General features: G+C 73.3%; 32 protein-coding genes and 1 tRNA gene. 10 read left to right on the top strand and 23 right to left on the bottom strand.

All coding sequences use genetic code 11. From position 1 onward, the window contains the following. Nucleotides 1–28: 28 nt before the first annotated feature. Both OF852_RS01090 and OF852_RS01085 read left to right on the top strand, forming a co-directional pair. Entirely contained in the window at nucleotides 29–481 is a 453-nt protein-coding gene (locus OF852_RS01090) for a MarR family winged helix-turn-helix transcriptional regulator (protein ID WP_271119971.1), read from the top strand. A gap of 3 nt (nucleotides 482–484) precedes the next feature. Then, nucleotides 485–1363 carry a PhzF family phenazine biosynthesis protein gene (locus OF852_RS01085; protein ID WP_271119970.1) on the top strand — a complete coding sequence of 293 codons (879 nt, stop codon included), beginning with the start codon at nucleotides 485–487 and terminating at the stop codon, nucleotides 1361–1363. Nucleotides 1364–1381: 18 nt separating this feature from the next. Here OF852_RS01085 and prfB read toward each other — a convergent pair whose 3' ends face one another. Beyond that, nucleotides 1382–2491 (bottom strand): peptide chain release factor 2, encoded by a 1110-nt coding sequence (gene prfB / locus OF852_RS01080; protein ID WP_271119969.1) that lies wholly within the window; start codon nucleotides 2489–2491, stop codon nucleotides 1382–1384. A gap of 59 nt (nucleotides 2492–2550) precedes the next feature. Between prfB and OF852_RS01075 the strand changes: the two genes are divergently transcribed. After that, nucleotides 2551–3846, top strand: coding sequence for an MFS transporter (locus OF852_RS01075; protein WP_271119968.1), 1296 nt, complete (start codon nucleotides 2551–2553; stop codon nucleotides 3844–3846). Here the strand turns inward: OF852_RS01075 and OF852_RS01070 are convergent. The 5 genes from OF852_RS01070 to OF852_RS01050 all read right to left on the bottom strand — a co-directional run bounded on the left by OF852_RS01070 (nucleotide 3782) and on the right by OF852_RS01050 (nucleotide 5681). After that, nucleotides 3782–4135 (bottom strand): hypothetical protein, encoded by a 354-nt coding sequence (locus OF852_RS01070; protein WP_271119967.1) that lies wholly within the window; start codon nucleotides 4133–4135, stop codon nucleotides 3782–3784. The two genes, OF852_RS01075 and OF852_RS01070, sit on opposite strands and share 65 nt — an antisense overlap. A gap of 87 nt (nucleotides 4136–4222) precedes the next feature. Then, on the bottom strand, nucleotides 4223–4675 hold the full coding sequence (locus OF852_RS01065) for a hypothetical protein (protein WP_271119966.1): 453 nt from the start codon (nucleotides 4673–4675) through the stop codon (nucleotides 4223–4225). Continuing rightward, nucleotides 4672–5157 carry a hypothetical protein gene (locus OF852_RS01060; RefSeq protein WP_271119965.1) on the bottom strand — a complete coding sequence of 162 codons (486 nt, stop codon included), beginning with the start codon at nucleotides 5155–5157 and terminating at the stop codon, nucleotides 4672–4674. Before OF852_RS01060 ends, OF852_RS01065 begins: the two co-directional genes overlap by 4 nt. Continuing rightward, on the bottom strand, nucleotides 5132–5527 hold the full coding sequence (locus OF852_RS01055; protein ID WP_271119964.1) for a TadE/TadG family type IV pilus assembly protein: 396 nt from the start codon (nucleotides 5525–5527) through the stop codon (nucleotides 5132–5134). Before OF852_RS01055 ends, OF852_RS01060 begins: the two co-directional genes overlap by 26 nt. Beyond that, entirely contained in the window at nucleotides 5511–5681 is a 171-nt protein-coding gene (locus OF852_RS01050) for a hypothetical protein (RefSeq protein ID WP_271119963.1), read from the bottom strand. Before OF852_RS01050 ends, OF852_RS01055 begins: the two co-directional genes overlap by 17 nt. A gap of 130 nt (nucleotides 5682–5811) precedes the next feature. Here OF852_RS01050 and OF852_RS01045 point away from each other — a divergent pair, with 130 nt between their 5' ends. Then, nucleotides 5812–6201, top strand: a complete 390-nt coding sequence (locus tag OF852_RS01045) for a hypothetical protein (RefSeq protein ID WP_271119962.1) — start codon at nucleotides 5812–5814, stop codon at nucleotides 6199–6201. On the opposite strand, the gene OF852_RS01040 is transcribed toward OF852_RS01045, so the two are convergent. The 5 genes from OF852_RS01040 to OF852_RS01020 all read right to left on the bottom strand — a co-directional run bounded on the left by OF852_RS01040 (nucleotide 6198) and on the right by OF852_RS01020 (nucleotide 11957). Then, on the bottom strand, nucleotides 6198–6788 hold the full coding sequence (locus OF852_RS01040) for a hypothetical protein (protein ID WP_271119961.1): 591 nt from the start codon (nucleotides 6786–6788) through the stop codon (nucleotides 6198–6200). The two genes, OF852_RS01045 and OF852_RS01040, sit on opposite strands and share 4 nt — an antisense overlap. Nucleotides 6789–6862: 74 nt before the next feature. Further along, complete coding sequence (locus OF852_RS01035) at nucleotides 6863–8368, bottom strand: outer membrane protein assembly factor BamB family protein (protein ID WP_271119960.1); 1506 nt, start codon at nucleotides 8366–8368, stop codon at nucleotides 6863–6865. 127 nt (nucleotides 8369–8495) lie between these two features. Then, nucleotides 8496–8801, bottom strand: a complete 306-nt coding sequence (locus tag OF852_RS01030; protein ID WP_271119959.1) for a hypothetical protein — start codon at nucleotides 8799–8801, stop codon at nucleotides 8496–8498. Nucleotides 8802–8922: 121 nt separating this feature from the next. Next, nucleotides 8923–10725 (bottom strand): type II secretion system F family protein, encoded by a 1803-nt coding sequence (locus tag OF852_RS01025; protein WP_271119958.1) that lies wholly within the window; start codon nucleotides 10723–10725, stop codon nucleotides 8923–8925. Next, nucleotides 10722–11957, bottom strand: coding sequence for a CpaF family protein (locus OF852_RS01020; protein WP_271119957.1), 1236 nt, complete (start codon nucleotides 11955–11957; stop codon nucleotides 10722–10724). The genes OF852_RS01025 and OF852_RS01020 overlap by 4 nt, the downstream gene beginning before the upstream one ends. 83 nt (nucleotides 11958–12040) lie before the next feature. Here OF852_RS01020 and OF852_RS01015 point away from each other — a divergent pair, with 83 nt between their 5' ends. Continuing rightward, nucleotides 12041–12238, top strand: coding sequence for a three-helix bundle dimerization domain-containing protein (locus OF852_RS01015; protein WP_271119956.1), 198 nt, complete (start codon nucleotides 12041–12043; stop codon nucleotides 12236–12238). An 18-nt stretch (nucleotides 12239–12256) separates the two neighbouring features. Here OF852_RS01015 and OF852_RS01010 read toward each other — a convergent pair whose 3' ends face one another. The 3 genes from OF852_RS01010 to OF852_RS01000 all read right to left on the bottom strand — a co-directional run bounded on the left by OF852_RS01010 (nucleotide 12257) and on the right by OF852_RS01000 (nucleotide 15149). Then, nucleotides 12257–12793 (bottom strand): DUF1003 domain-containing protein, encoded by a 537-nt coding sequence (locus OF852_RS01010; protein ID WP_442908637.1) that lies wholly within the window; start codon nucleotides 12791–12793, stop codon nucleotides 12257–12259. 222 nt (nucleotides 12794–13015) lie between these two features. Then, nucleotides 13016–14017, bottom strand: a complete 1002-nt coding sequence (locus tag OF852_RS01005) for a LacI family DNA-binding transcriptional regulator (protein WP_271119955.1) — start codon at nucleotides 14015–14017, stop codon at nucleotides 13016–13018. Between the two features lie 241 nt (nucleotides 14018–14258). Continuing rightward, the gene (locus tag OF852_RS01000; RefSeq protein ID WP_271119954.1) at nucleotides 14259–15149 is read right to left on the bottom strand and encodes an AlkA N-terminal domain-containing protein; all 891 of its coding nucleotides are present in this window, start codon (nucleotides 15147–15149) and stop codon (nucleotides 14259–14261) included. A 42-nt stretch (nucleotides 15150–15191) separates the two neighbouring features. Between OF852_RS01000 and OF852_RS00995 the strand changes: the two genes are divergently transcribed. Then, nucleotides 15192–15273: transfer RNA gene (locus OF852_RS00995), tRNA-Leu, on the top strand. A gap of 457 nt (nucleotides 15274–15730) precedes the next feature. Here OF852_RS00995 and OF852_RS00990 read toward each other — a convergent pair. Then, a complete protein-coding gene (locus tag OF852_RS00990) occupies nucleotides 15731–15877 on the bottom strand; it encodes a hypothetical protein (protein WP_271119953.1) in 147 nt (48 codons plus the stop codon). Nucleotides 15878–16239: 362 nt separating this feature from the next. Between OF852_RS00990 and OF852_RS14010 the strand changes: the two genes are divergently transcribed. The 3 genes from OF852_RS14010 to OF852_RS00980 all read left to right on the top strand — a co-directional run bounded on the left by OF852_RS14010 (nucleotide 16240) and on the right by OF852_RS00980 (nucleotide 18024). After that, entirely contained in the window at nucleotides 16240–16434 is a 195-nt protein-coding gene (locus tag OF852_RS14010; protein WP_442908652.1) for a type II toxin-antitoxin system HicA family toxin, read from the top strand. A 329-nt stretch (nucleotides 16435–16763) separates the two neighbouring features. Then, a complete protein-coding gene (locus tag OF852_RS00985) occupies nucleotides 16764–17261 on the top strand; it encodes a hypothetical protein (RefSeq protein ID WP_271119952.1) in 498 nt (165 codons plus the stop codon). 196 nt (nucleotides 17262–17457) lie between these two features. Further along, on the top strand, nucleotides 17458–18024 hold the full coding sequence (locus tag OF852_RS00980; RefSeq protein ID WP_271119951.1) for a dihydrofolate reductase family protein: 567 nt from the start codon (nucleotides 17458–17460) through the stop codon (nucleotides 18022–18024). On the opposite strand, the gene OF852_RS00975 is transcribed toward OF852_RS00980, so the two are convergent. From OF852_RS00975 to OF852_RS00960, 4 genes are all read right to left on the bottom strand, one after another. Then, a complete protein-coding gene (locus OF852_RS00975) occupies nucleotides 18021–19319 on the bottom strand; it encodes an RNA polymerase sigma factor (RefSeq protein WP_271119950.1) in 1299 nt (432 codons plus the stop codon). The genes OF852_RS00980 and OF852_RS00975 overlap by 4 nt on opposite strands. Continuing rightward, nucleotides 19316–19663 (bottom strand): YciI family protein, encoded by a 348-nt coding sequence (locus tag OF852_RS00970; RefSeq protein WP_271119949.1) that lies wholly within the window; start codon nucleotides 19661–19663, stop codon nucleotides 19316–19318. The genes OF852_RS00975 and OF852_RS00970 overlap by 4 nt, the downstream gene beginning before the upstream one ends. 91 nt (nucleotides 19664–19754) lie before the next feature. After that, nucleotides 19755–20093 carry a YciI family protein gene (locus tag OF852_RS00965; RefSeq protein WP_271119948.1) on the bottom strand — a complete coding sequence of 113 codons (339 nt, stop codon included), beginning with the start codon at nucleotides 20091–20093 and terminating at the stop codon, nucleotides 19755–19757. A gap of 130 nt (nucleotides 20094–20223) precedes the next feature. Continuing rightward, on the bottom strand, nucleotides 20224–20475 hold the full coding sequence (locus tag OF852_RS00960; protein ID WP_271119947.1) for a hypothetical protein: 252 nt from the start codon (nucleotides 20473–20475) through the stop codon (nucleotides 20224–20226). A 171-nt stretch (nucleotides 20476–20646) separates the two neighbouring features. On the opposite strand from OF852_RS00960, the gene OF852_RS00955 reads away from it, so the two are divergent. After that, entirely contained in the window at nucleotides 20647–21396 is a 750-nt protein-coding gene (locus OF852_RS00955) for a DedA family protein (protein ID WP_271121086.1), read from the top strand. A gap of 239 nt (nucleotides 21397–21635) precedes the next feature. Here the strand turns inward: OF852_RS00955 and OF852_RS00950 are convergent, their stop codons facing one another. The 4 genes from OF852_RS00950 to OF852_RS00935 form a co-directional block, all read right to left on the bottom strand. After that, nucleotides 21636–22877: an Nramp family divalent metal transporter gene (locus OF852_RS00950; RefSeq protein ID WP_271119946.1), complete on the bottom strand. Its 1242-nt coding sequence runs from the start codon at nucleotides 22875–22877 to the stop codon at nucleotides 21636–21638. A 71-nt stretch (nucleotides 22878–22948) separates the two neighbouring features. Then, nucleotides 22949–23608 (bottom strand): metal-dependent transcriptional regulator, encoded by a 660-nt coding sequence (locus tag OF852_RS00945; protein ID WP_271119945.1) that lies wholly within the window; start codon nucleotides 23606–23608, stop codon nucleotides 22949–22951. Further along, the gene (locus OF852_RS00940) at nucleotides 23577–24488 is read right to left on the bottom strand and encodes a cation diffusion facilitator family transporter (RefSeq protein ID WP_271119944.1); all 912 of its coding nucleotides are present in this window, start codon (nucleotides 24486–24488) and stop codon (nucleotides 23577–23579) included. The genes OF852_RS00945 and OF852_RS00940 overlap by 32 nt, the downstream gene beginning before the upstream one ends. A gap of 93 nt (nucleotides 24489–24581) precedes the next feature. Then, the gene (locus tag OF852_RS00935; RefSeq protein ID WP_271119943.1) at nucleotides 24582–25286 is read right to left on the bottom strand and encodes an ABC transporter permease; all 705 of its coding nucleotides are present in this window, start codon (nucleotides 25284–25286) and stop codon (nucleotides 24582–24584) included. Nucleotides 25287–25318 lie beyond the last annotated feature (32 nt).

The raw sequence follows: 25318 nt of genomic DNA, 5'->3' as shown, positions 1-25318 counted from the left end.
CGGTGCGCCGACCCGGCAGGATGGTGGCATGGCCGACGCCCCCCGCACGGACACCCCGAGCTTCTCCCCCACGATCGCGATGCTGACGCTGACGCGCGTGCTCGAGCTGCGGGTGGCGGAGATCCTCGAGCCGCACGGGCTGACGCTGCGCCGCTACGGCCTGCTCGGGCACGTCGCGGGCACGCCGGGCATCTCGCTGAGCGAGCTGGCGCGGCGCTCCGGGATCACCGTGCAGAGCGTGCACACGGCGATCGGCTCGCTGCAGGATGCGGGGCTGCTGCGCTCGGTCGTGAAGCAGTCGGGTATCGCGGCGGACCTCACGGCGACGGTCCGCGGCTCGGAGGTGCTGCGCGAGATCGCATCCGAGCTCGCGGAGCTCGACGGCGAGCTCTTCGAGGAGACGGCCGGGATGCGGGAGCTCTCGGCCGCGCTCGTCGCGGTCACGGAGGAGCGCACCCCGAGCGGCATGCCCGAGGATTGAGCCATGGAGATCCTCGAGCTCGCCGCATTCACCACGGACCCGGCCGGCGGCAACCCCGCCGGGGTCGTGATCGACGCCGACGAGCTGGACGAGGCCGAGATGCTCGCGATCGCCGCCCGCCTCGGCCACAGCGAGACGGCCTTCGTCTCGCGTCGAACGCCCGGCCGGGTCGCCGTCCGCTACTTCTCTCCGCTCGTCGAGATCCCCTTCTGCGGCCACGCCACGATCGCGACGGGCGTCGCCCTCGCCGGCCGGGGCGCCGAGCGGACGATCGTGCTCGAGACGGGCATCGGCGAGGTCCGCGTCGACACCGCGCGCACCGAGGGCGGAGCGACGGCGACCCTCACCTCGGTCGAGCCCGCCGTCCACCCGCTCGACGGGCCGCTGCTCGACGAGCTGCTCGGCATCCTCGGCATCCCCGCCGAGGCCCTGGATCCCCGGCTGCCGCCGGTCGTCGCCGACGCCGGCAACCGGCAGCCGGTGCTCGCGGTCGGGCGCGACGCCTTCGAGGCGCTCGCCTACGACATGCCGGCGCTCGCGGCGCTCATGGCCCGTGAGGGCTTCCCCGCGACCGTGGCCGTCATCCACCTCGCCGAGCCCGGCCTCGTGCTCGCGCGCAATCCGTTCCCGCCCGGCGGCATCCGAGAGGACCCCGCGACCGGCTCGGCCGCGGCGGCCGTCGGCGCCGCGCTGCGGGATGCCGGGCTCCTCGCGCTGCCGGCCCGCATCCGGATCCGCCAGGGCGGGCACGTGGGTCGGCCCTCCGAGCTGCTGGTCGACGTCCCGGTCGCGGGCGGCATCCGCGTCACCGGGGTGGCCGTGCCGCTGCGGGCGTCCGCGGCGAGGCCGGAGCACGGCGCCGGGGGCGACTCGGCGCCCTGACCGGCGCCGACGCGCGCGTCAGTCGTCGTCGCCGCGCTTGCGCCAGCGGATGCCGGCGGCGATGAAGCCGTCGAGGTCGCCGTCGAAGACGACCGCCGGGTTGCCGACCTCGTGGCCGGTGCGGAGATCCTTCACGAGCTGCTGACCGTAGAGGAAGTAGGAGCGCATCTGGTCGCCCCAGCTCGCCGTGATCGTGCCGGCGAGCTCCTTCTTCTTGGCCGCCTCCTCCTCGCGCTTGAGGAGGAGCAGGCGGGTCTGGAGGACGCGCATCGCCACGGCGCGGTTCTGGATCTGCGACTTCTCGTTCTGCATCGACACGACGATGCCGGTCGGGATGTGCGTGATGCGCACCGCCGAGTCGGTCGTGTTGACGCTCTGGCCGCCGGGGCCCGAGGAGCGGAAGACGTCGACGCGGATGTCGTTCTCCGGGATCTCGACCGCCTGCGCCTCCTCCATCACCGGGATCACCTCGACGGCCGCGAAGCTCGTCTGGCGCTTGTCGGCCGAGCCGAAGGGGCTGATGCGCGCCAGGCGGTGGGTGCCGGCCTCGACGCTGAGCGTCCCGAAGGCGTAGGGCGAGTCGATCTCGAAGGTCGCCGACTTGATCCCCGCGCCCTCCGCGTAGGAGGTGTCGAGCACCTTGACGGGGTACTTGTGGCGCTCCGCCCAGCGCAGGTACATGCGCATGAGCATCTCGGCGAAGTCGGTGGCGTCGTCGCCGCCCGCTCCCGAGCGGATCGTGACCACGGCGGCGCGATCGTCGTACTCGCCGTCGAGGAGGGTCTGCACCTCGAGATCGCCGACCGTCTTCTCGAGGGCGGCGAGCTCCTGCCGCGCCTCCTCGGCGCTGTCCGCGTCGTCGGCCTCGAGGGCGAGCTCGACGAGGACCTCGAGGTCGTCGAGCCGCTGCTCGATCTCGCTCACCCGCTTGAGGTCGGCCTGCCGGTGGCTGAGGGCGCTCGTGACGCGCTGGGCGTTCTCGGTGTCGTCCCAGAGGTCGGGCGCGCCCGCCTGCTCGCTGAGCTCGGCGATCTCGCGCTCGAGCCGCTCGACGTCGACGACGGCGCGGATGTCGGAGAACGTGCTGCGGAGGGAGGCGATCTGGTCGCTGAGGTCGAGGTCGATCATGGCCCGCCCAGCCTACCCGCGAGCACGGCTCCGGATCGCCGGGAGTAGCGTGGTCGACGATGTCGACGATGCAACCCGGGTTCCGCTGGCGATCGATCGCACTCCCGGCGCTGCTCCCGACGCTCCTGTTCTCGATCGGCGAGGGCGCCGTCATCCCCGTGATCCCCGTCGTCGCGGAGCGCCTCGGCGCCGACATCGCGACCGCGGGGCTCGTCGCGGGCATGATCCTCGTCGGCAATCTCGTCGGCGACCTGCCGGGCGGCGCGATCGTGTCGCGCGTCGGCGAGCGGGCCGCCATGATCGGCGCCTCGGCGGTGTCGATCGCGGGGCTCGCGGTCGCGATCATCGCGACCGCGCCCTGGATGCTGGCCCTCGGCATCCTGCTCGTCGGACTCGCGACGACGGTGTTCGCGCTCGCCCGGCATGCCTTCATGACCTCCTTCGTGCCGATCTCGCACCGGGCGCGGGCGCTCTCGACCCTCGGCGGCACCTTCCGGCTCGGGTACTTCCTGGGGCCGTTCCTCACGGCGGGCGTCATCCAGCTCGCGGGCGCCGCGTCCGCCGCCTTCTGGATCCACCTCGTGTGCTGTGTGCTCGCCGCCGCGGTGCTCATCGCGCTGCCCGATCCGGCGGCGAGCTTCGGCGTCTCGCGCGCGAGCCGCGCCGCGCGGACGGGCGAGGTGGAGGTCGTCCCGCCCCGCGCGGGACTGTTCCGGACCCTGCGCGACCGACGGCAGGTCCTCCTCACGCTGGGGCTGGGCTCGGCGCTGCTCGCGGCCCTCCGCGCCAGCCGGAGCGTGATCCTGCCGCTCTGGGCGGTGAGCATCGACCTGGACGCGACGACGACCGCGCTCGTGATCGGCGCGGCCGGGGCCGTCGACGTGTCGCTGTTCTACGCGGGCGGCTGGATCATGGACCGCTTCGGGCGGCTGTGGACGGCCGTGCCCGCGGCGATCGGACTCGCGCTCGGGCACCTCGTGCTCTCGCTCACGCACGAGCTCGACGCCCGCGTCGCGTGGTTCGTCGGCGTCGCGTTCTGGCTCTCGCTCGCGAACGGGATCAGCTCCGGCACCCTCATGACGCTCGGCGCCGACCTGGCCGACCGGCGGGATCCGGCGCCGTTCCTCGGCGCCTGGCGGTTCCAGAACGATGCGGGCGGCGCGGTCGTGCCGCTCGCGATCGCCGGCATCACGGCCGCCGTCTCGCTTCCGCTCGCGGCCGCCGCGGTCGGGGCCGTGGGATTCGCCGGCGCGGTGCTCCTCCGGGTCTACATCCCGCGGAGCTCGCCGGTCAGCCGAGCGTCGCCGCGTCCGTCGCGTCGTCCGCGATCCGGCGGAACACGTACTGGCCCATGAGCACGCCGCGGCTCACGAGCCCCTCCGAGGCGAAGCCCGGCGAGCTCGTGCCGCCCGTGCCGACGAACACGAGGCTCGACTGCTCGAGCCGCCAGCCGAGCGCCTCGATCTCGCCGAGCAGCCAGCCGATGTTCGAGTCATGCTCGACCGCGTTGCCGGAGGAGCCCCAGCTCGAGGCGGCACCGGTCAGGCCGCCCACCTCCAGGATCACGTGGAGGAGCCGGTCGCCGCGTGCGAGCGCCGCCTTGGCGGCCTCGAGGGTCCGCTCGGCTTCAGCCTTCGTCGCCATGGGCTCCTCTTCCGTCCATCGTGTGCGCCCCGTCTCGAGCGCCGCTCGGGTCAACTCTCCCAGAGTTCCCGCCGCGGTCGACGCCGCTCACCCCAGGACGCTCCTCGCGGTCGCGGCGACCTCGAGCTCGACGCCCTCAGGCAGGAGCGCGGGCGCGACGGGCGGCCGCCAGCGGGTCGCGAGGACGACGCGGGCGCTGCGTCCGTCCGGGGTCGAGGACTCGACGAGCACCGCCTCGACGCCGCCGGCCCGCGCGGCGAGCTCGAGATGGCGGCGCGCCGCCGCCTCCACCCGGTCCGCGTCGAGGGCGACCGTCGGCATCCCCTCCGCATCGACTCGGAGCGAGTCGGCATCGAAGGACTCGGCGGCCGCCAGCGCCGCACCGTCGGCGAGCGTCGCGAGCCGCTTGCGCTCGATCGCGAGCGAGGTCGCGGCGGCGACGACGAGGATGAGCGCGAGGGCGAGGGCGGCGGAGCCCGCGATGAGCGGCATCGTCGAGCCGCGCTCGTCGGCGAGCGCACGGCGAAGCCGCCCGCTCATCCGCCGTCTCCATAGCGGGAGACCGGCAGCACCGCGGAGGCCTCGACGGGGATGCGCAGCGGGAGCCCGTCGCCGATCACGGGCGGCGCGAGGGGCAGCGCCACCTCCACCGCGACGCGCGCCTCGACGACCGATCCCTCGCCGGCGCACGAGGGATGCGGGCGGCAGGCGATCGCGAGCGCGCCCTCGGCAGGTTCGAGGCCCGCATCCGCGAGGGCGATCTCGACGGCGGCGACCGCATCCGCGCGGGCATCGTCGTGGTCGGATGCGCTCGCGACGAGCCGAGCCGCGTGCCGGGCGGCGCCCTCGGCGGCGAACACCGCGCTCTGGACGGCCGCGAGCGACAGCACGAGGTAGGTCAGCGGCAGCAGCACCACGAAGCCGACCGCCAGCAATTCGAGTGCGGCGGCGCCGTCGTCGAGCGCCGCAGAGCGCCGGAGGACGACTCGGAGCCGCTCAGTCCAGCGACTCGACCGGCGCACGTCCGACCACCTCGATCCCGCCGTCCACCCCGAGGAGCCCCGCGAGCGGGAGCGCCGCCCGGATCCGCACCAGCTCGACCTGCCGCCCGCCTTGCGCGATCCGCCCGGACTCCACGCGGTGCTCGTAGCCGGGACCGAGCCCCACGATCACGAGCTCGCGGGCGCGCGCCGCACCGTCGCCGGGCCGAGCATCCGCGAGGGCGCCGGCGCGCGCCCCCTCGGCGGCCGCATCCTGCACGGTGTTGCGGACGTGGAGCGCGAGCGCGAGCTGCAGCACCGCGAGGGTGAGGAGCGTGAGCAGCGCCGAGACGAGGACAAACTCGACGACCGCCGAGCCGGCCTCGCCCGTCGGGTCAGATGCCGGTGACACGCTCGATCGCGCTCTCGAAGATCTGGCTGAGCGCCGGCCCCGCGAGACCCCAGATGACGATCACGAGGCCCGCCGTCATCAGGGTGATGAGCACCCAGCCGGGCACGTCGCCCCGCTCGGATCGGAGGAGGTGGAGGAGTCGTCGCGCTGGCACCCGGCGAGTCTGGCGGCTCCGGCGGATGCACGTCGCGATCTGTCCACAGGCACCGCGCGAAGGCTTGGCGTTCCCCGAGATCTGCTCCGCTTCCCCGGCAGGTGTCGGCAGGCGGGGGCAGAGTGTCGGCATGAGCGAATCCGTCGAAACGGAGCGGCTGACCGGGGAGCGATCGGAGCTCGACCCCGTCGAGACGCCCGCGGCCGAGGTGCAGCGCATCATGCGCACCGGCACGATCTGGATGGCGGCCGGGGCGCTCGCCCCGCCGATCGGGCTCGGGCCGCTCGTCGCCGCCGGCTGGCGGCCGGGCGAGCTGCCCCTCGCCGGGGAGCTCGTGTTCTGGCTCGGCGCCGTCGTCGCGGCGGCGGGGCTCGCGCTCCTCGTCTGGGCCGGCTGCCCCGTGCTCGGCTTCCGGCTGCGGGAGGCCTACCAGCAGAAGGTGGTGTCGATCCGCGTGGGCGTGGTCCTCAACCTGTCCGGTCTCACGCTCGCCGGGCTCGCCATCCTGCTCTCGCCCTAGGCGCGGCGCCGTCCGGCGACGACGAGCGCGATGGTGGGCGCCACCGCGAGGAGGGTGCCGAGCAGCGCCGCGATGGTCGTGAACAGGGCCGCCATGAGCGCGGTCGCGAGGACCCCGGCGAGCCCCAGCCACATCCATCCGCTCCGCCCCGTGACGGCGAAGGCCGCGAGCCCGAGCAGTGCGGCGGCCGTGCGGGCGACCGGCTCGACCGGGCCGAGCGGGTGCGGGGCACCCCACGCCGCGAGTGCGAGTGCCGCACCGAGCAGCGCGACCCAGAGGGCGAGGACCGCGGGGCGCGGTGGCGGGAGGGCGTTGCGCGCACGGGCGCTCGCGTCCGCCGTCGTGGGCGGTCGCCCGCCGCCGCCCGCCTCCCATCGCTCGCGGAGCAGGGCCTGCCGGTGCATGGCATCCCGGGCCTCGATCAGCCGCGCGAACCCGGCATTCGCCGCGGCGAGCGCCTCGGGGGCATCGTCGGGATGCCGATCGGGATGCGCCTCCCGCGCAAGCCGCTGGAAGGCGCGGTCGATCTCGGGTCGTCCGGCATCGAGCCCGACCCCGAGCAGCTCTGCCGCCTCGCGCGCCTCCATGCCCGAACGCTACGCCGCGGCGGGCGCTCACGTCAGGGCCGGGCTGTCAGGACCGCGCTGTCAGGACCAGGCCCTCACGGCAGGCGCTGCTCGGAGAAGCCGGTCAGCTGCGGGTCGTGGTGGAACATCGGCCACGCGCCCGGGGTCTGCACGGTCTCGACACCGGAGCTCCCGACGACGCGGTAGTGCTTCACGTAGCCGTTCACCTTGCCCTTCACCGTCTTCGTGCCGGCCACCGTGATCCCGATCGAGCCGTCCGGGTCTGCCGTCACGGTCGCGGTGTTCATGAGCGAGATCCCGCCGATGCGCGTCACGATCGAGCCGTCGCGCCCGTCGAGGACGGTCAGGCCCGACTTGTTGGCGGAGAGCACGTACTGGAACGAGGCGCCGGGCGCCTGGAAGGTGCTGACGCTGCCGAGCGTGCCGGCGTCGAGCTTGCGCTTCCAGATGGTGTGGCCGTTGGCGCCGTTGAGCGCCGACACCGTGCTCCGGCTGCTCGTGACGACGACATCGAGCCGGCCGTCACCCTGCACATCGGCGAGCGCCGGGCTCGTGCGGGTGTCGGCGTCGAGCTTCGCGGTCCACCGCTTCCGGCACTTCGTGTCCATGGCGATGATGCGGTTCGTCGTCGACGCGCGCTTGTAGTACGTGCCCGTCCCGACGACGACGCCCATCCCCTCGTTCGCGAGGAAGCGGCCCACCGCCGGCGAGGACTGCACGACCTGGTCGGTGTTCAGCTGGCAGATGAGGCCCTCGTTGGGGTTCTTCTTGCCCTTGTGCCCGGTCGGACGCAGGATCCGGATGTGCCCGCCGTTGCGGTAGGTCTGGGCGTAGGCCCGGCCGGCCGTCGAGTCGCCGCCCTCGATGATGTAGTCGCGCTTCGACGAGAAGATGCGGGCCACCGCGGGGGTCGAGAAGTTGGTGTCGGCCTGGAGCCAGGGGAAGCCGGGGATGGTCTTGCCCGTGCGCACGCCCATGGCGAGCTGCATCTGCCCCATCGAGCCGCCCACGACGTCGGCGCCGCTGTAGAGGTTGCCGACCGCGAGCGACGACATGACGCCGCGGCGGCCGCCGGCGCCGTTCGGCAGGAGCGAGACCTGGCGGTACCAGGCCTTGCCGCCCTTCGCCGACAGGGCGAGGTAGCCGCCCTTGCTGGGCGCCGCGGCGTGGCCGACGCCGAAGAAGACCCGCGCCTTCGACCCGGAGCCCCAGGTCGACGGCGTCGAGGTGATGCCGGTGCCGCCGGTGCGGTACGGCCACCCCGGCACCGTGCTGCCGTCGGCGACGTGATACGCGATCGCGACCCCGTCCTCGGTGCCCACGATGACCGAGGGCCCGCGGCTGTCGAGGGTCGCGACCCCCGGCGAGCCGGTGATGATCTTGTGGCGCGTGAGCTCGCGCTCCCAGACGAGCTCGAGGAAGCCGGGGTCGGATGCGGCGGCCGAGGCGCTCGCGCCGATCATGCGGGCCGAGACGGCTCCGCTCGCCCCGCCCTGCGCCGAGGCCGGCGCGGCGACCGCTCCGACGATGGCGACGGCGGCCGCCACCGAGATGGCGCCGATTCGACGGATGTTCCGCATGAGATCCCCCCGATCCCGCGCGGCCCCCCCCGCCGCGCGCACATCGGGAGCATCGTACGTCGCGGTGACGAGGGATGCTCGCCCGTGTTCAGGGGGTGCGGAGGTTCGGGGCCCGGCGGCACCGCGGTCAGGACACCGAGATGACGGTGTGCGAATCCGAGATGATCACGAACCATGCGCCGCTCGCGACGAGGGCGCCGATGGCGACGCCGACGGCGAGCCACCGCCATCGCGAAGCCGGGTCGTCGACCGACTGGCCCGACGTGTGCGTGCGTCGGCCGAAGAGCCCGAGCGCGGCGACCGCGAGCGCCGGCACCCCGCACAGCGCGCCGAGGACCGCCGCGATGGGTCTGGCGGGACCGCCGTCGAAACTGCTGACCAGCACGATCACCACGACGAAGGATGCGATGACCAGCAGGCCGAGGGCCGCCATGCCGGCGGACGCGAGCAGAGGTCGCTGGGACGCGTTCATCGGGTCAGCATGGCATCCGAGGCGAACCCGATGGGAGGTCGACTCCACCGCGGCGACCTCGACCGCGTGGGCTCGCGGTGCATCAGAACCCCAGCTCCAGCACGAGGATCCCGGGGAAGATCGCGAAGGCGACCGTCACCGGCAGGATGAGGAACACGAGCGGCACGAGCATGACGACCTCCTTGCGGCCCGCCGCCTCGAGGAGGCGGCGCTTCGCGTCGTCGCGGGAGTCCTGGGCCTGGGCGCGGAGGACCTCGACGAGCGGGGTGCCGCGCTCGAGCGCGATGAGGAGCTGGTCGACGAGGCGCTGCAGCTCCGGCAGACGGATCGCGTCCGACATCTGCTCCAGCGCGGTCGCGAGCGGCAGCCCCGCGTTCGCGTCGGCGACGACCCGGCGGAGCTCCAGCGCGAGCTCGCCGCTGCCGGTGCGGGCGACGCGACGGACCGCATCGGAGAGGCTCTCACCGGCCGCGAGCGCGAGCGTCAGCAGCTCGAGGACGGTCGGGAACTCGGCGCCGATCCGGTGGAGACGCTGCCTCGCGCGGCGTGCCAGCAGCTGCTCGGGGATCATGACCCCGATCCCCGCGCCCACGAGCATCGCCCCGAGCGCGAGGAGCGGCGAGCCGCCCGCCGCGCCGGAGCGGAGCGCGACGGCGCCCAGCAGCGTGCCCGCCGCCGCACCCGCGGCACCGGAGAGGAGCTGGCGGGATCGCAGCCGCTCCGCGCCGGATTCGGCGCCCGCCTGGCGGAGCCGCCGCTCGATCCCCTCCCGCCCGCCGAGGAGCCGGTCGAGGAGCACGCGCCCGAGGCGGAGCAGCGGCGCGAGGACGGCCCCGAGCAGCGGCGTCGGGTCGGCGGGAAGGCGCTGCACGAGCTCGCGCGCCTCCGCGGAGAGGTCGGCGACCTGCGGCGCCACCCGGTCGACGAGCCTCGGGCGGCTCAGCCGCGGCACGAGCGAGAGCAGCGACCACAGGCCCAGCCCGAGCAGCGCGCCGAGCGGGACGCCGGCCGCGATCGCGGCGCTCACGCGAACCACCGCCGTTCCGCGGGGAGACGGCCGAGCGCGATCATGAGGCGGTACGCGACGACCGAGACGACGAGTCCGATCGCGAGCAGCGCGGTCCCGGCGGGCGACTCGTAGGCGCGCCGCCTCCGGCCGGCTCGCGAGGAGCAGCAGCACGACCCACGGGGCCGCGACCCCGAGCCGCGCGGCGTTGCGGACCCACGACTGGCGCGCCTCGACCTCGGCGCGGAGCGCCGCCTCCTCGCGGAGGGATGCGGCGAGCGCCCGGAGCACGCCGGTCAGCTCCGCACCGCCCACCTCCCGAGCCATCCGGAGGGCCTCGACGATGCGGTCGGCGACCGGATCCGCGAGCCGCGCCTTCACCCCGTCGAAGGCGAGGCCGATATCGCCGGTTCGCTGCACCTCGCGGGCGAACTCCCGGAAGGGCTCGCGCGCGACCGCGGGGCCGGTGTCGCCGAGCGCGGCGAGCGCCTCCGACAGCGTCATCCCCGATCGCAGCGCCGAGACGAGGTGGTCGACGACATCCGGCCAGACGAGGCTCGCAGCCCGGCGCCGCGCCGCCGCCCGCCACGAGATGGCCGCGATGGGGAGGAAGGCGGCACCGGCGCCCGCGAGCAGCGCGAGCATGCCGATCGGGAGCAGCGCGGCGGCGAGCACCGCCGCGCTGGCACCGGCGAGCAGGCAGACGATCGCGAGCACCCCGAGCCGCACCCGGGCGAGGCCGGCCTGCGCGAGGCGGTCCCGCATCCCCCGCTCCAGCCGCGAGAGGAGGCGGGAGGCGCCGGAGTCGCCCGGCCAGAGCAGCGGGCTCGCGCAGAGCAGCACCCCGACGCCGAGCACGAGGCCGAGCCCGGCGCTCACCACGCGGCGCCGCCCGAGGTGAGCGGCATCGGATCGAGCCCGGCCCGGCGGAAGCGGGAGAGACGGGGCGGGGCCTCGCCCGTCGGCAGCAGCACGCCGTCGCGCCGCGCGAAGAGCATGGCCGCCTCGACCACGCCCTCCCCCGACGCCCCGGTCGGCGCGGCGATCTCGACGACGCGCCGCCGCCCGTCCGGCTCCAGCTCGCAGTGCACGACGAGATCGATGGTGGAGGCGACCGTCGGCACGACGAAGGCGGCGTCGATGTTGCGCCCGGCGAGCAGCGGCAGCGTCGAGAGCTTCACGAGGGCGTCGCGCGCGCTGTTCGCGTGGATCGAGCACATGCCGGGCAGGCCGCTGTTGAGCGCGATGAGGAGGTCGAGCGCCTCCGCCTCCCGCACCTCCCCGACGACCAGCCGATCGGGCCGCATCCGCAGCGCCTCCTTGATGAGCCGCCGCAGCGTGACCTCCCCGGTGCCCTCGAGGCTCGGCTGCCGGCACTGCATCGCCGCGACGTCCGCCGCGGGGAGGTCGAGCTCGAAGGTCTCCTCGACCGTGACGATGCGGTCCGATTCCGGGGATTCGGCGAGCAGCGCCCCGAGGAGCGTCGTCTTGCCGCTCTGGGTCGCGCCGCTCACGAGGATGCTCTGCCCGCTCAGCACGCACATCCGGAGGAACTCGGCCGCGACGGGGCTCACCGAGCCGAGCTCGACGAGACGCGCGAGCGAGCGGATCGAGCGGTGGAACTTGCGGATGTTGAGGGTCCAGTGCTCGCGCGTGATGTCGGGGATCACGACGTGGAGGCGGGATCCGTCCGGCAGCGAGGCGTCGACGAAGGGCGAGCTGAGATCGACGCGTCGGCCGGTCGTGTGGAGCATCCGCTCCGCGAGCTCGCGCACCTGGCCGGGCGAGAGCTCGATGGCGAGCCGCTCCGAGCGGCCGGCGCGGGCCGCGAAGATGCGGTCGGGCGCGTTGATCCAGAGCTCCTCGACCTCCGGGTCGTCGAGGACCGCCTGCAGCGGCCCGTAGCCGGTGAGCGCGGCGACCGCCTGCCGCTCGACGGCCCGCTCGTCGGCGATGAGCGGCAGGGTGCCGCCGAGGGCGCGCTCGCTGTAGCGGCGCAGCTCCTCCCGCACGAGGCGGGCCGCGCGATCCGCATCCGCCCCCAGATCCACGCCCTCGCGCCGGATGCGGCTCCGGACCTGCTCGGTGATGTGGAGGAGTGCGGTGGTCACGGCACGAGGATGCCGCGAGCGCGCAACCTGCCGTGCAGATTGTCCACAGGCTCGTGTTCACCGACACCTGTCATGATGCGGACATGGCTACAGAGTTCGACCGCGATCAGGTCGTCGCCCAGGTCACCGCCAACCTCGAGAAGAAGTTCCCGGAGGCGGACTCGGCCGAGGTGGAGCGCATCGTCGCCGAGGAGGTCGACGCGCTCGCGAAGCAGCCCGTGCGCGACTACGTCTCGGTCCTCAGCGAACGCGCCGCGAAGAAGCGGCTCAAGAAGGACTGACGCGCCGCCCCCGGCGCGCTACGACGGCGTGCGCTCCCCGCGCGCCTCCGCGAGCTCTCCCCGGAGCTGCTCGACCTCCTCGCGCAGCGCCCGGAACTCGGCCGTGACGAGGTCGGTCGAGGCGATCTCCTTCATCGCGAGTCGGAGCGCGACGACCTCGCGGGCCAGGTACTCGGTGTCGGCGAGGTTGCGCTCGGCGCGCACGCGGTCCTGCTCGATCTGCACGCGATCCCGGTCGTCCTGCCGGTTCTGCGCGAGCAGGATGAGGGGCGCGGCGTAGGAGGCCTGGAGCGACAGGATGAGGGTCAGCGCCGTGAAGCCGTTCGCGCTCGAGTCGAAGCGGACGACGTCCGGCAGGGTGTTGTAGAAGATCCAGAGGGCGCAGAACAGCGTGAGCCCGATGAGGAACCAGGGCGTGCCCATGGCGCGGGCGATGGCCTCCGTCCCGCGCCCGAAGCGGTCGCCGCCGCCCCTCGAGTCCTTGCGCGAGCGTCGGACCCGGGCGCCTTTGGGCATGTCGAGGCTCGACGAGGTGCGTGCGGGCTCGGTGCGCATGGTGCTCTCCCGTGGTGGCGCGCGTGGGCGCGGCGGCGGACGTCGGCGAGCGCCGAGCGGAAGAGGGGACGGTCCGACAGAGACGCGGTGAGCCGTCAGGCCGAGACGACGCGCGCGGAGGCGCGGGGGTCGAGCGAGACGGCGCGGCGACTATGACCGGGCATGACCCCACCACCTCTCGGAGCTCGACTGTGTTTCGCCCCGATCCTATACGACGCGTGCTCAGCCGGGCGGCCGCTCGCCCGAGCCGCGGGCGATGAGCTCGACGGGGAGGACCAGTCGCTGCGCCGGGGCATCGGGCGCCTCGAGGCGGCCGAGCGCGAGGAGGGCGGCCTGCCGGCCCATCGCGACGGGGTCGTGTCGCACGACCGTGATGCCGGCATACGCGGCGAGCTCGAAGTCGTCGAAGCCGACGAGCGCGGGGCCGTCGCGGCGGGGCCCGAGGGCCGCGAGCGCGCCGATGGTGGCCCGGTTGTTGCTCGCGAAGATCGCGGTGGGGCGGGCGTCGAGCGCGAGCAGCTCGCGCGTGCGCGCGGCCGCCGTCTCGGGGTCGTGGGCGCCCGCGCGCTCGAGCTCGGGGGCGGAGACGCCCGCCGCCTCCAGCGCGCCGCGGAATCCGGCGAGGCGGCCGCGGAAGGTGGGGAGGCGGTCGTAGTCGCCGAGGAACGCGATCCGCCGGTGGCCGGCCGCGAGCAGGTGCTCGGCGGCGAGCCGACCGCCCGCCGCGTCGTCGATCACGACCGAGTCGGCCTCGATGCCGCTCGCGGGGCGGTCGACGAAGACGAGCGGGATGCCGCGGTCGAGCAGGGAGGCGTACTCGCCGTGGTCGTCGAGGGTCGAGACGACGATGACGGCGCGCACCTGGCGTCGGGCGAGCTCCCCGACGAGCGCGGTCTCGATCTCGGGCGACTCGTCGGAGCTCGCGAGGGTGACCTGCATCCCGCGGGTGCGCAGCTCGCTCTCGATGCCCTTCGCGAGGGCCGCGTAGAAGGGGTTCGCGAGGTCGCCCGTGACGAGGCCGACGCTGTTCGAGGTGAGGCCGCGCGCGAGGAGGCTGGCGCCGGTGTTGAGCTGGAAGCCGAGGCGGCGCGCGGCGGCGAGGACGCGGTCCCTCGTCGCCTGGCTCACGTGGGGCTCGTTGTTGACGGCGCGCGAGGCGGTCTTGAGGCTGACGGAGGCCTCCCCGGCGACGTCCTGCAGGGTGGCGCGCGGCCGTTCGGACATCGGCTCGGCTCCTCTCGCTGCGCGCCACGCGCCGTCGACGCGTGACCGTGTGTCCCGCGCGGGGATCGCACGCGCGGTGATAGCGCTGTCATATTGTCGCAGCACGAGCACCCGGCTCGCGATCGAGGCCGAGGAGCCCGCGTGCCGCCTCGCGCCGCCTCGCGCCGCCGACACCGGAGGGCGCCGTCCCGAGAACGGCTGAGCGCGCCGACCGTGCCGCCTGGCGACGCGGATCGGCCGCTCAGCCGTTCGGCGGTGCTGCCGCAGCCCAGAGGTGCAGCGCGAGATGCGAGCGCCACGGGCGGAAGGGCTCCGCGAACTCCAGCAGCGTCGCGTCCTCGACGCCGAGGCGGCGCAGGCCGAGTCGCAGGGCCACATCGCCCGACATCATCACATCGCGCCGACCCAGGGCGCGCAGGCCGATGTAGTCGGCCGTCCACGGGCCGATCCCGCGCAGTGCGAGCAGCTGCGCCCGGATCTCCTCGGCATCGCGGTCACCGGCGTCGCGGTCGAGCACGATGGCGCCCTCGGCGAGCGCGGCGCTCGTCGCGCGCAGCGTCGCGCGGCGCGCGGCCGGCCCGCGCAACAGCTCGGCGCCGCCCTCCGCGAGCTGCGCGGGGGTCGGGAAGAGCCGGTCGATCCCGCCCACCGGCTCGGGCAGGGCATCCCCCGCGACCGCGAGCTCGGTCAGGTGCCCGAGCGCCGCGACCACCGAGATCTGCTGTCCGACGATCGCGCGCGCCGCGATCTCGGGGCCGTCGACGGCGCCGGGGATGCGGATGCCGGGCGTCGCGCGCACCCGCGGTGCGAGGAGCGGATGGGCGCCGAGCGCGGCATCGATCTCGGCGGCCGGCGCGTCGAGGTCGAGGAGGCCGAGCATCCGCCGGGCGACCTCCGCCTCGTCGCGCGCGTCCTCGAGGTGCAGCTCGAGCCCGATCGCGGTCCGCTCGGCGTCGAGCTCGAGCCGCGCGACCGCCAGCCCGTGGCGCGCCCGGAGCGAGCGCGCGTAGTGCCGCTCCCCCGCATCCTCGACGCCGGGGATGGCGCGGGCGCGCAGGAAGCGCAGCACGCCCTCGAGATCGGCGGGCTCGGGGCGCAGCACGCGACGGCGGACGGCGGGGAGGAAGGGCACGAGCCCATCCTTCCGCCAGCGCTCTAGACTCGCGATGCACCCGCGGGAGTGGCGAAACTGGCAGACGCGCAGGATTTAGGTTCCTGTGCCGAGAGGCGTGCGGGTTCGAGTCCCGCCTTCCGCACGGCCGGGATCCTTGCTTTGTCCGGGGATCTCGGCCTTTTTCTGCGTCAGAATGCGCCGACACCCCACAGATCCCCCACAACCGTGCGCGGCGAGCCAGGTCCCAGGCGCACGATTCCGACAAGAGTGGCCAAGGATCCGAGTAACTACAGGACCTTCTCCGCTTCGTCTAGTCCGCGTTCGATCAGAGCAGTGAACGCGGTGAGGTTGCGTCTGACCCTGTTCTGCCACAACGGGAACGTCAGCAACAGCGCCGGACCGTGCAACGCGGAGAACGGGGTTATCGCGGCCGCGATTACGGCCGCTGCGCCGAGCACGGCCGCGACGATCGGAGACACGTACCTGCCGAACCGCGGCACCCCAGGGTGCTTCCGCATCACCTGCCACGTGTGAGTCGGCTCGAAGTGGAGCCGGTGAACGCCCGGACGGACTGGTTGCCCGCCCGGGCGCCCGGTTGACTACAGTCGTGCGCACTCCGCACAGAGCGGCTTTCCTCCGTCGCCGTCGCGGAGGTTCTCGCGCTCGATGTTGTTCCCGGTGTTGCATTCCGTGTTGTTGTGATGGACGGTCTGCTTGATCGAGTGCCAGGGTGCCTTCTTCGCCATTCCTGTCTCCATTCTGACGCCGAGACACTGAGTTGTGCTCGGTCTTGGCCCGTAAGCTACGCCTCCTCGTTGCTCCTGGGAAGACGTCGAATGAATCCGACACCACGGAGCAACGCGTGGCTGCGGTGGCCATCCTTTTCGCGACGCTCTTCGCGTCGAACGGCGCGAGGTCGACGCTGAGCAGCCCTTCACGATCGGTCTGTTCTAGAGCGGTGCTGACTTTAGTCGCCACATCGCTCGACGCGTGACGCTCGAACGGAGGGTAGCCGCCGCGGGTGCCGGGGTCGTACCATTCGGGTCATGGTCATCGTTGTTGAGCCCGGCTCGTAGTGGCGGCGTTCCCAGCGAAGACCGGAGCAGAGATGCTCCGAATGGTCAAGAAGATCGGCTATAGCGTGAAGCGACAGAAGGGGTCGCACCGCGTCATGTCATGCGAGGGAAGACCCGATCTCCTGTTCGCGTTTCATGATTCAGCGGAGATCCCTCCTCGACTAGTGCGGAAGATTCTCGTCTCGGACATCGGTTTCTCCGAGGCAGAGGCACTTAGATTGCTCTAGGAAAGGCAAGCAATGAGCACAATCACTGTCACTTACCATCGTGACGGCACCGCCTGGTGGGCTGACTCGGCCGACGTACCCGGATTCAGCGCCGCTGGCTCGTCGCTCGCCGAAGTGCAGGGGCTGAGCAGAGAAGGGCTGGAATTTCTTCTCGAGGACCCGGTGAGCAGCCTTGTTGAGACCCTCGAAGGCGGAGCGGTGCTTGCGGCCGGATTTCACTCCGACTCCGTTCCGGGAAGCCAGCCTTGGCGACTGTCCTGGAAGTCGGCGAGAGCACAGGCGGGCGGAAGACCCGCTGTCCGCCCCATTCCCCAGAGCGCACCCGCCCTGTGAGCGAGATCGCTGAGGCCGCTTCGGCCACTATCGTCCTGAGCGACTTTGCGGCGGTCGACGCGGTCGGCAAGACGAATGTGATTGGAGCCGGCGTTGCGATGCTCGGCTTCGAGCCCCAACAGGGCCTGACGTCGCGGTTCACTGTTTGGGTTGAGATCTGGATACCGTCGAACCTTTGCCCGGCTGAGTTCCCTGTCGAGGTCGCCTTTCGAGACGCTTCTGGAGCGCTCGTAAGCCTGCCCGGCCCAACCGGGCTACAGCCGCTGCGTATCGCACAGGTCGTCACGGCGGAGCGCCCCTCGGGACTGATACCCGCTTCCTCGCGCGATCACATCGGTTCGCGCGTACAGATGGTCTTCGAGTTCGGCAACGGACTTCCCGTGCCGTTCGGCGCCAACTACTCCGTTCAGCTTCAGATTGACGGAGATTCGAGCAGACAGTGGCTGTATCCATTCGCAGTCGGCGGCCCGCCTCCCGGTCCGGTCATGGGGTAGCTGACGAACCCCACAGGTCCCCCGCAACCGTCCGCAACCGAAGCGTGCTGAGTGCGCTCGCTTTCGCTCAAACAGCCCGCAAGTACGGACCACAGCACCAGCTACGCTGACAGCACGGACGGCAGAACCGGGTTCGAGTCCCGCCTTCCGCACGGCATCCGCGACGACGCGGACCGGATCCGGAGGGCGGCGCGCCATGAGACCTCTTCGCTACTCGATCAACGCGACGCTCGACGGCTGCGTCCACCACGATGCCGGCCTCGAGCCCGACGCGGAGACGATGCGGTTCTGGGCGGACCAGATCGCGCAGGCCGATGCTCTGATCCTCGGCCGGGTGACCTATCAGATGATGGAGTCCGCCTGGCGGAAGCCGGCTTCGGGCGACTGGCCCGACTGGGTGGAGGACTGGCATCTCCCGTTCGCGGAGGCGATGGACGGCGCGCGCAAGCACGTCGTCTCGAGCACCCTCGAGTCGGTCGACTGGAACGGCGCCGAGCTCCTCCGCGGCGAGCTCGGCCCGGCCGTCGAGCGCCTCAAGGCGGAGTCGGGCGAGGGCCTCTGGGTCGGCGGCGTGACGCTCCCCTGCGCGCTCGCGAGGCTCGGCCTCGTCGACGAGATCGAGCTCCTCGTGCACCCGGTCATCGCCGGGCACGGGCCGACGCTCCTCTCGGGGCTCGAGGAGCGCATTCGCCTGGAGCCGCTCGGCCGCGAGGAGCACGCCTCGGGTGCCGTCGCCGCACGATACCGGGTGGTCCCGGCCTAGGAGAGCGTCCGGATCCGACGCTCGAGGAAGCGCCGCTCGGGCTCCGAGGGCGCGAGCTCGAGTGCGCGCCGGTAGTGCGGCAGCGCCTCGGCCGGGCGCCCAGCGCGTCGGAGCAGGTCGGCGCGCGCCGCGTGGAGCAGGTGGTGCCGCTCGATCCGCTCGCCGTCGAGTGCGTCGAGGATCACGAGGCCCGCCTCCGGCCCCTCGGCGAGCGCGACCGCGACCGCGCGGTTGAGCTCGACGACGGGCGAGGGCTGGACGCGGGCGAGGCGGGCATAGAGCGCCGCGATCCGCGCGTGATCGGTCGAGGATGCCGAGGGCGCCGTCGCGTGCACGCTCGCGATCTCGGCCTGGAGCCGGTACGGGCCCGCCGGGGCGCCGAGCCGCCGACGCGCGGCCTCGGAGGCGGCGAGCGCCGCGACCCCGGTGCCGATGAGCGCCGCGTCCCAGCGCTCGCGGTCCTGATCCTCGAGCAGCACGAGATCCCCCGCCGCATCGAGCCGCGCGGCGGCGCGCGAGTGCTGGAAGCGCATGAGCGCGAGCAGGCCGAGCACCTCGGGTGCCTGCGGGGTCTCGGCGAGGAGCGCCGCGAGCAGCTCGGTCGAGCGGATCGCCTCGGCCGCGAGGGGCACGCGCACGAGCTCCTCGCCGCCCGAGTAGCCCTCGGTGAACAGCAGGTAGAGCACCGCGAGCACCGCCTCGGTCCGCTCGGCCAGCTGGTGCTCCCGCGGCACGCGGTACGGGATGCCGGCGTCGCGGATGCGGGCGCGCGCCCGGACGAGCCGCTTCTGCATCGCGGGCTCCGCGACGAGGAAGGCCCGGGCGATCTCGCCGACCTCGAAGCCGACGACGGTCCGCAGCGTCAGCGCGATGCGCGCCTCGAGCGGCAGCGCGGGGTGGCAGCAGGTGAAGATCAGTCGCAGCCGATCGTCGTCGAGCCCGGGCGGCGCCGACGGCGGATCGGACGCCCCGAGCGCCCGCGCGCGGTCCTCCTCGAGGTCGACGAGCGACTCGACGGCCGCGCGGCCCGCCGTGGTGCGCTCGCTCGCCGCGCGCCGCAGCGCGTCGACGGCGGCGTTGCGGGCCGCGGTGGTGAGCCAGGCGCCCGGGTTCTCCGGCATCCCGAGCCTGGGCCAGGCGGTCAGGGCGCGCGCGGCGGCCTCCTGCACGGCGTCCTCCGCGAGCTCCCAGTCCCCCGTGCGGCGGATGAGCGTCGCGACGATGCGCAGGCGCTCGGCCGCGAGGGTCGAGGCGAGCAGCGCACCCGCCTCGACCTCCTCGCGGCCGCTCGTCATCGCTCCGCCGTCTCCTCGAAGGGCCAGGTCGGCCGGACCTCGACGCGCCCGAACCGGGCCATCGGATGCTTCGCGGCGATCTCCACGGCCTCGTCGAGGCTGTCGACGTCGATGAGGTCGAAGCCGGCGATCCACTCCGCGGTCTCCGCGAAGGGCCCGGCGGTGAGGATCGTGCGGCCATCGCGCACCGTCACGGTGGTCGCGTCGGCGGGCGGGCGCAGGCGGTCGCCGACGCGCCCGATGCCACGGCGGTCGACCTCCTGCACCCACTCCTCGATGTTGTCCTCCTCGGGCACGTACGCCGGCGCCGCCGGGTCGCCGATGATGAACAGCAGGTACTGCATGGTCGCTCCTTCGCTCGGTGGATATGAGGACGACGGATGCGGTGCCCCCGCGAGGACACCCCACCCGGTTCGGCGCCCGGCGCCGCCGCGGTCAGTGCATCAGCCGCCGGATCTCCACCGGCGAGAAGCGGGTCTCGGCGAGCTTCCCGGCGATCTCGACGGCACGCTCGCGATCGGCGACGTCGACGATGTAGTAGCCGCCGAGGACCTCCGTCCCCTCCGTGAAGGGGCCGCGGCTCGAGATGCGGATGCCCCGCCAGGTGCCGATCACGGTCGTGTCGTCCGGATCGAGCTCGTTGCCGTCGACGAGCTCGCCCGAGGCCTCGAGCTCCGCGAACACGGCGCGGTGGGCGTCCTCGAAGACCGCGGGGTCGGCGTCCCACTGGCGGCGGGCGTCGTCGTCGGTCGAGATGATGATCATGTAGCGCATGGGCGCCTCCTGTTCCGTCGGGATACAGGAGGACGACGGATGCCGGCGCTCCCGGAGGACATTCTGCTCCGAGCGCGTGATCCGGGGCCAGCCTCGATCCGTGGCGGCCGCGCGAGGACGCGGCGGCAGGCTACGGCCGCGGCCGCCCCCGGAGGGCCCGCAGCGCCCAGGCGAGCACGCCGCAGCCGAGACCGACGACGAGGATCCAGGCTGCCGAGATCGCGATCGTGAGCCCGATCGCGAGGGCGGGATGCGCCGCCTCGACGCCCGGGCCGAGGATCGAGGCGAGCGGGCGCACGAGGGCGAGCGCGCCGAGCGCCGCGCCGAGGCCCCACGCAGGGCGGATCGAGACCGGGTGCGCGGCCGAGGTCGTCTTCTCCATGGCTGCGAGGCTCGGGAGGGGGTGCGCCCTGCGGCATCCGGTCGGCACCCCGCCGATCCGGGGGCTGACCATACATCCCCCTGACAGCCGCCGAGGGTACGCTGTATCGACCTCACGACCCCGCCGATCGCGCCAGCGCGCGGCCGACGACAGGAGCCCACGCTGTCCCCGATCGCCCCCTCTGCGCTCATCCCCTGGCTCGACCCGCACGGGATCATCGTCGCCGCAGGCCCCTGGGCCCTCCTCACGGTCTGCCTCATCGTCTTCGCGGAGACCGCGCTGCTCGTGGGCTTCATCCTTCCCGGCGACACGCTCCTCGTCATCACGGGGCTCCTCACCTTCACCGGCACCATGACCGCGTCGGGCACCGGCATCCAGATCCCCATCTGGATCGTGTGCATCTCGATCGCGGCCTCCGCCTTCATCGGCGGGGAGGTCGGCTATCTCATCGGCCACAAGGTGGGTCCGCGGATCTTCGAGCGCAAGGAGAGCGGACTCTTCAGCCGCGAGAACGTCGAGCGCACGAACACGTTCTTCCTCCGCTTCGGCCCGCTCGCGATCGTCCTGGCGCGCTTCGTGCCCGTCGTGCGCACCTTCGCCCCGATCGCCGCGGGCGTCGCCCACATGGACTACCGGCGCTACTCGCTCTACAACGCGATCGGCGCCGTCATCTGGGGCGCGGGCCTCACCTTCGGCGGCTTCGTCCTCGGCTACTTCGAGCCCGTCGCGGACTTCGTGACCGAGTACATCGACGTCATCCTGCTCGCCGCCGTCTGCCTCGCCGTCATCCCGACCGCGTTCCACTACGTGCAGTCGGTGCTCAAGGCCCGGAAGGCCCGCCGCGAGGGGCGCGACCAGCCGACGCCCGAGCTCGACCTCGCACTCGACCCGAACGTGCTCGACGACACGAAGCGCGACTGACCTCGCACCCGCTCGTCGCGGGGAGCGCGCTCCTCGAGCCGCATCGCCTCTGACGGCGCCCCTCGACCGGCGGAGCCGTCCCGATCCTCGGAGGATCCCGCCGAACGATGTCGTCCGGGCGCAGATCGCGCCGGATCTCCGCGAATCGGCGCAGCACCCGACCGTGAGCGTGCTCGCGGGCGATTGGCGCGAGGGCGGCGCTCCTCGACCGGCGAGACGTGCGCGCGAGGGGATGCCGGCTACGCGCCGGTGGCGAGCAGCACGAGCAGCGTCGCGTTGAGCGCGATGAGGAGCCCCGCGAACACGATCGCGAGCGCCGTCGTCCACCATCGGCTGACCGCATCCCCCATCAGCTCGCCGCGGCTCGTGAGCCGCACGAGCGGCACGAGCGCGAAGGGGATGCCGAAGCTCAGCACCACCTGGCTGAGCACGAGGGCGAGCGTCGGGTCGACGCCGAGCGCGAGGATCGCCAGCGCGGGCGCGAGCGTCACGAGGCGCCGGACGAGCAGCGGCACGCGCACGCGCAGCAGCCCCTGCATGATCTCCGCGCCCGCATAGGCGCCGACGCTCGTGGAGGCGAGCCCGGAGGCGAGCAGGCCGACCGCGAACAGGGTCGCGACGACGGGCCCGAGCGCGGAGCCGATCGCCGCGTGCGCCCCCTCGAGCGTGTCGGTGCCCTCGACCCCCTGCAGCGTCGCGGCCGCGACGAGCAGGATCACGACGTTGACGGTGCCCGCGACGGCGAGCGCGATCGTGACGTCGATGCGGGTGGCGCGGAGGATCGCGGGCCGCTCGTGCTGCTCGACCCGCCCGAAGCGGTCGCGGGTGAGCGCCGAGTGCGCGTAGATCGCGTGCGGCATGACCGTCGCACCGAGGATGGAGGCGGCCAGCAGCACGGAGCCGGCATCCGCGAAGCGCGGGACCAGCCCCCCGAGCGTCTGGCCCGCATCCGGCGGGCCGACGACGATGCCCGCGCAGAAGCCGATCGCGATGACGAGCACCATCCCGGCGACGAGCCGCTCGAAGGGTCGAGGGCCGCGGCGCTGCTGGACGACGAGGAGGCCCATCGAGACGGCGCCCGTGATGACGCCGCCGAGGAGCAGCGGCACGTCGAAGAGGAGGTTGAGCGCGATCGCGCCGCCGAGCACCTCGGCGACGTCGGTCGCCATCGCGACGAGCTCCGCCTGCATCCAGTACAGGATGCGCGCCCCGCGCCGGCGGATGCGGCGGCCGAGCACCTGCGGCAGGCTCTCGCCGGTCGCGATGCCGAGCTTTGCGGACAGGTACTGGATGAGCCACGCCATGCCGTTGCCGGCGACGACGACCCAGACGAGCAGGTAGCCGTACTCGGCGCCGGCGCTCATGTTGCTCGCGACGTTGCCGGGGTCGAGGTAGGCGACGCCCGCGACGACCGCGGGGCCGAGGAGGCCGGCGAGCGGCGCGGCGGAGGGTCGCCGACGGCGTCGCGCGGTGTCGGTCATGCGGCTCCTCGAGGCGAGCGGGCTGGGGATCGTCGGCGACGCCCACGACGATTTCGGCCGACCGAAATATCCTACCGTGCCGAGGGCGGTGCGATCCACACGGCGCCCTCGACCTGGGCGTCGAGCTGCCCCGCGACGACGACCGAGTCCAGCCCGGCGCCCGCCGCGGCGAGACGCCGCAGCACGTCCGCGTCGGCGTCGTCGATCCGCACGATCCGCCCGCGGTAGCCGCGGGCCGCGTCCGCGAGGAGGATGCCGTCCGGCCGGACGATGACGCCGTCGCGGCTCGGGATCGGGTCGCCGTGGGGATCGCGTGCCGGCTGCCCGAGCTGCTCCGCGAGCTCCTCGAGGAGCCGGTCGCTCATGGCGTGCTCGAGGATCTCGGCCTCGTCGTCGACCTCGTCCCACCCGTAGCCGCAGCGCTCCACGAGCCAGGTCTCGACGAGACGGTGGCGGCGCAGGATGCGGAGCGCCTCCCGCTCTCCCTCGGGCGTCAGCGTGATGGCGCCGTACGGCGCGTGCCGCACGAGCTCCATCGCGACGAGCTTCTTCACCATCTCGGTGACCGTCGAGGGTGCGAGACCGAGGCGCGTCGCGAGCTGCGAGGAGGACACCGGGGTCCCGCGCCACTCCTGGTGCGTGTAGACCGCCTTGAGGTAGTCCTCGACGACCGAGGACGCGGGCCTGCGGGGCGCGGCGCTAGCGATGGGCGTGCTCCTCGCGTTCCGCATGCCCGGCGGGCTCGAGCTGGAAGGTCGAGTGCTCGACGTCGAAATGGCCGCGCAGGCAGCCGCCGAGGCGGTCGAGCAGCTCGCTCGCCTCGCCCCGCTCGAAGATGCCCGGCTCGACGACGACGTGCGCCGTGAAGACCGGATTGCCCGAGGTGATCGCCCACACGTGCACGTCGTGGACGGCGACGACGCCGTCGGCGCCCTCGAGGTGCTCGCGGATCTGCTCGACGTCCGTGTCGTGCGGTGCCGACTCCGTGAGCACCCGGACGACGTCGCGGAGCAGCAGCATCGCGCGCGGCAGGATGAGGCCGGCGATCACGAGGGATGCGATCGCGTCGGCGGGCATGAAGCCCGTCGTGAGGATCACGAGCCCCGCGGCGATCGCCGCGATCGAGCCGAGCAGGTCGCCGAGGACCTCGAGGTAGGCGCCCCGGAGGTTGAGCGATCCGCGGTCCCCGCCACGGAGGACGAGGAGGGCGATCACGTTCGCGAGGAGGCCGGCACCCGCGACGAGGAGCATGGGCGCCGCGAGCACCTCGCCGTCGCCGGGCTCCAGGAGACGCCGGATGCCCTCCGAGCCGACCGAGACGGCGACACCGGCGAGGAGGAGGCCGTTGACGAGCGCCGCGAGCACCTCGACGCGCTGGAATCCGAAGGTGTGCCGGGAGGTCGCGGGGCGCGCCGCGACGATGCTCGCGACGAGGGCGACGGCGAGGGCGATCGCGTCGCTCGCCATGTGGCCGGCGTCGGCGAGGAGCGCGAGCGAGCCGGTGAGCACACCGCCGACGGCCTGCACGACGAGCACGCTCGCGGTGATCGCGAAGGCGATCGCGAGCCGTCGGCGGTCGCCGCCGACGTGGTGCGCATGGTCGTGGCTCATCGCCCTCCAGGGTACGGAGGGCGATGAGCCGAGGGAAGCCGGGCGGCCTAGTCGGGAATGATGGCGGTTCTCAGTCCCCTGGGCCGCCCGCGGTCACCGGCGCGCATCCCAGCGGAACAGGCGCTTCGCGACGAGCGCGCCGAGCGCGGCCCAGGCGAGCGAGACCGCGAGGAGGAGCGGGAGCCGGGCGAGGTCGCCGCCGTCCCAGCCGAGCTGCACGAGCTGCATCGCGGCCCCGCCCGGGAGGATCGTCGTGATGATCTCGGCGCGCCCCTCGGTCGCGAAGGTCGACCAGATGGCGACGCCCGTCGTCGCGAGGAACACCGGCAGGGTCGTGTACTGGGCGTGCTCCGGCGAGTTCGTGACGCCCGCGGTGGCGAGCGAGAGCCCGAGGAACATCGCCTGGGTGACGAGGGCGCCGAGCACGACGACCGCCCAGTTCTCGGGGCCGCCGCGGACGGCGGCCGCCGCGAGGATGATGCCGATCGCGACGATGTTGACGCCGACGACGGGGGCCACGATGCCGGCGATGATGGCGCGGTCGCTCACGGCGCCGGAGCGCAGGCGCTTGAGGTGGAGGCTCTGCCGCCGCCCCGCGAGCACGGTCGCGACCGTGACGTAGAGGCCCATGCCGGCCATGACCATGACCTGCAGCCCGGCGAGCAGCCCTCCCCCGCCGTAGGCGCCGGGCATGGCGAGGAGGAGCGCGCCGAAGCCGAGCGGCACGAGCAGTGCGCTCACGGCGACGAGGCGGTTGCGGACGAGCATGCGGAGCTCGGAGGCGGCGATGGCGTTCATGGTCTTCGGTCCTTCCGGGGGGATGACGTGGT

It is taken from the genome of Homoserinibacter sp. YIM 151385 (genome assembly GCF_027912415.1).
Taxonomy (GTDB): domain Bacteria; phylum Actinomycetota; class Actinomycetes; order Actinomycetales; family Microbacteriaceae; genus Schumannella.
This window is presented reverse-complemented; position numbering and strand designations above follow the sequence as displayed.

Coding starts and splice junctions, on each gene's coding strand:
- OF852_RS01030 (WP_271119959.1), bottom strand. CDS start 8,801: ATGGCGGCCCTCGGCCTGCTGGTCATCGCATCCTTCGTCGTGGTGATC.
- OF852_RS01010 (WP_442908637.1), bottom strand. CDS start 12,793: ATGCGCACCGAGCCCGCACGCACCTCGTCGAGCCTCGACATGCCCAAA.
- OF852_RS00945 (WP_271119945.1), bottom strand. CDS start 23,608: ATGCGGAACGCGAGGAGCACGCCCATCGCTAGCGCCGCGCCCCGCAGG.
- OF852_RS01005 (WP_271119955.1), bottom strand. CDS start 14,017: ATGTCCGAACGGCCGCGCGCCACCCTGCAGGACGTCGCCGGGGAGGCC.
- OF852_RS00950 (WP_271119946.1), bottom strand. CDS start 22,877: ATGACCGACACCGCGCGACGCCGTCGGCGACCCTCCGCCGCGCCGCTC.
- OF852_RS00970 (WP_271119949.1), bottom strand. CDS start 19,663: ATGCAGTACCTGCTGTTCATCATCGGCGACCCGGCGGCGCCGGCGTAC.
- OF852_RS00960 (WP_271119947.1), bottom strand. CDS start 20,475: ATGGAGAAGACGACCTCGGCCGCGCACCCGGTCTCGATCCGCCCTGCG.
- OF852_RS01070 (WP_271119967.1), bottom strand. CDS start 4,135: ATGGCGACGAAGGCTGAAGCCGAGCGGACCCTCGAGGCCGCCAAGGCG.
- OF852_RS00990 (WP_271119953.1), bottom strand. CDS start 15,877: ATGGCGAAGAAGGCACCCTGGCACTCGATCAAGCAGACCGTCCATCAC.
- OF852_RS01040 (WP_271119961.1), bottom strand. CDS start 6,788: ATGGAGGCGCGCGAGGCGGCAGAGCTGCTCGGGGTCGGGCTCGATGCC.
- OF852_RS01065 (WP_271119966.1), bottom strand. CDS start 4,675: ATGAGCGGGCGGCTTCGCCGTGCGCTCGCCGACGAGCGCGGCTCGACG.
- OF852_RS01045 (WP_271119962.1), top strand. CDS start 5,812: ATGAGCGAATCCGTCGAAACGGAGCGGCTGACCGGGGAGCGATCGGAG.
- OF852_RS01085 (WP_271119970.1), top strand. CDS start 485: ATGGAGATCCTCGAGCTCGCCGCATTCACCACGGACCCGGCCGGCGGC.
- OF852_RS01015 (WP_271119956.1), top strand. CDS start 12,041: ATGGCTACAGAGTTCGACCGCGATCAGGTCGTCGCCCAGGTCACCGCC.
- OF852_RS00975 (WP_271119950.1), bottom strand. CDS start 19,319: ATGACGAGCGGCCGCGAGGAGGTCGAGGCGGGTGCGCTGCTCGCCTCG.
- OF852_RS00965 (WP_271119948.1), bottom strand. CDS start 20,093: ATGCGCTACATGATCATCATCTCGACCGACGACGACGCCCGCCGCCAG.
- OF852_RS00940 (WP_271119944.1), bottom strand. CDS start 24,488: ATGAGCCACGACCATGCGCACCACGTCGGCGGCGACCGCCGACGGCTC.
- OF852_RS01090 (WP_271119971.1), top strand. CDS start 29: ATGGCCGACGCCCCCCGCACGGACACCCCGAGCTTCTCCCCCACGATC.
- OF852_RS01075 (WP_271119968.1), top strand. CDS start 2,551: ATGTCGACGATGCAACCCGGGTTCCGCTGGCGATCGATCGCACTCCCG.
- OF852_RS00980 (WP_271119951.1), top strand. CDS start 17,458: ATGAGACCTCTTCGCTACTCGATCAACGCGACGCTCGACGGCTGCGTC.
- OF852_RS14010 (WP_442908652.1), top strand. CDS start 16,240: ATGCTCCGAATGGTCAAGAAGATCGGCTATAGCGTGAAGCGACAGAAG.
- OF852_RS00935 (WP_271119943.1), bottom strand. CDS start 25,286: ATGAACGCCATCGCCGCCTCCGAGCTCCGCATGCTCGTCCGCAACCGC.
- OF852_RS01035 (WP_271119960.1), bottom strand. CDS start 8,368: ATGCGGAACATCCGTCGAATCGGCGCCATCTCGGTGGCGGCCGCCGTC.
- prfB (WP_271119969.1), bottom strand. CDS start 2,491: ATGATCGACCTCGACCTCAGCGACCAGATCGCCTCCCTCCGCAGCACG.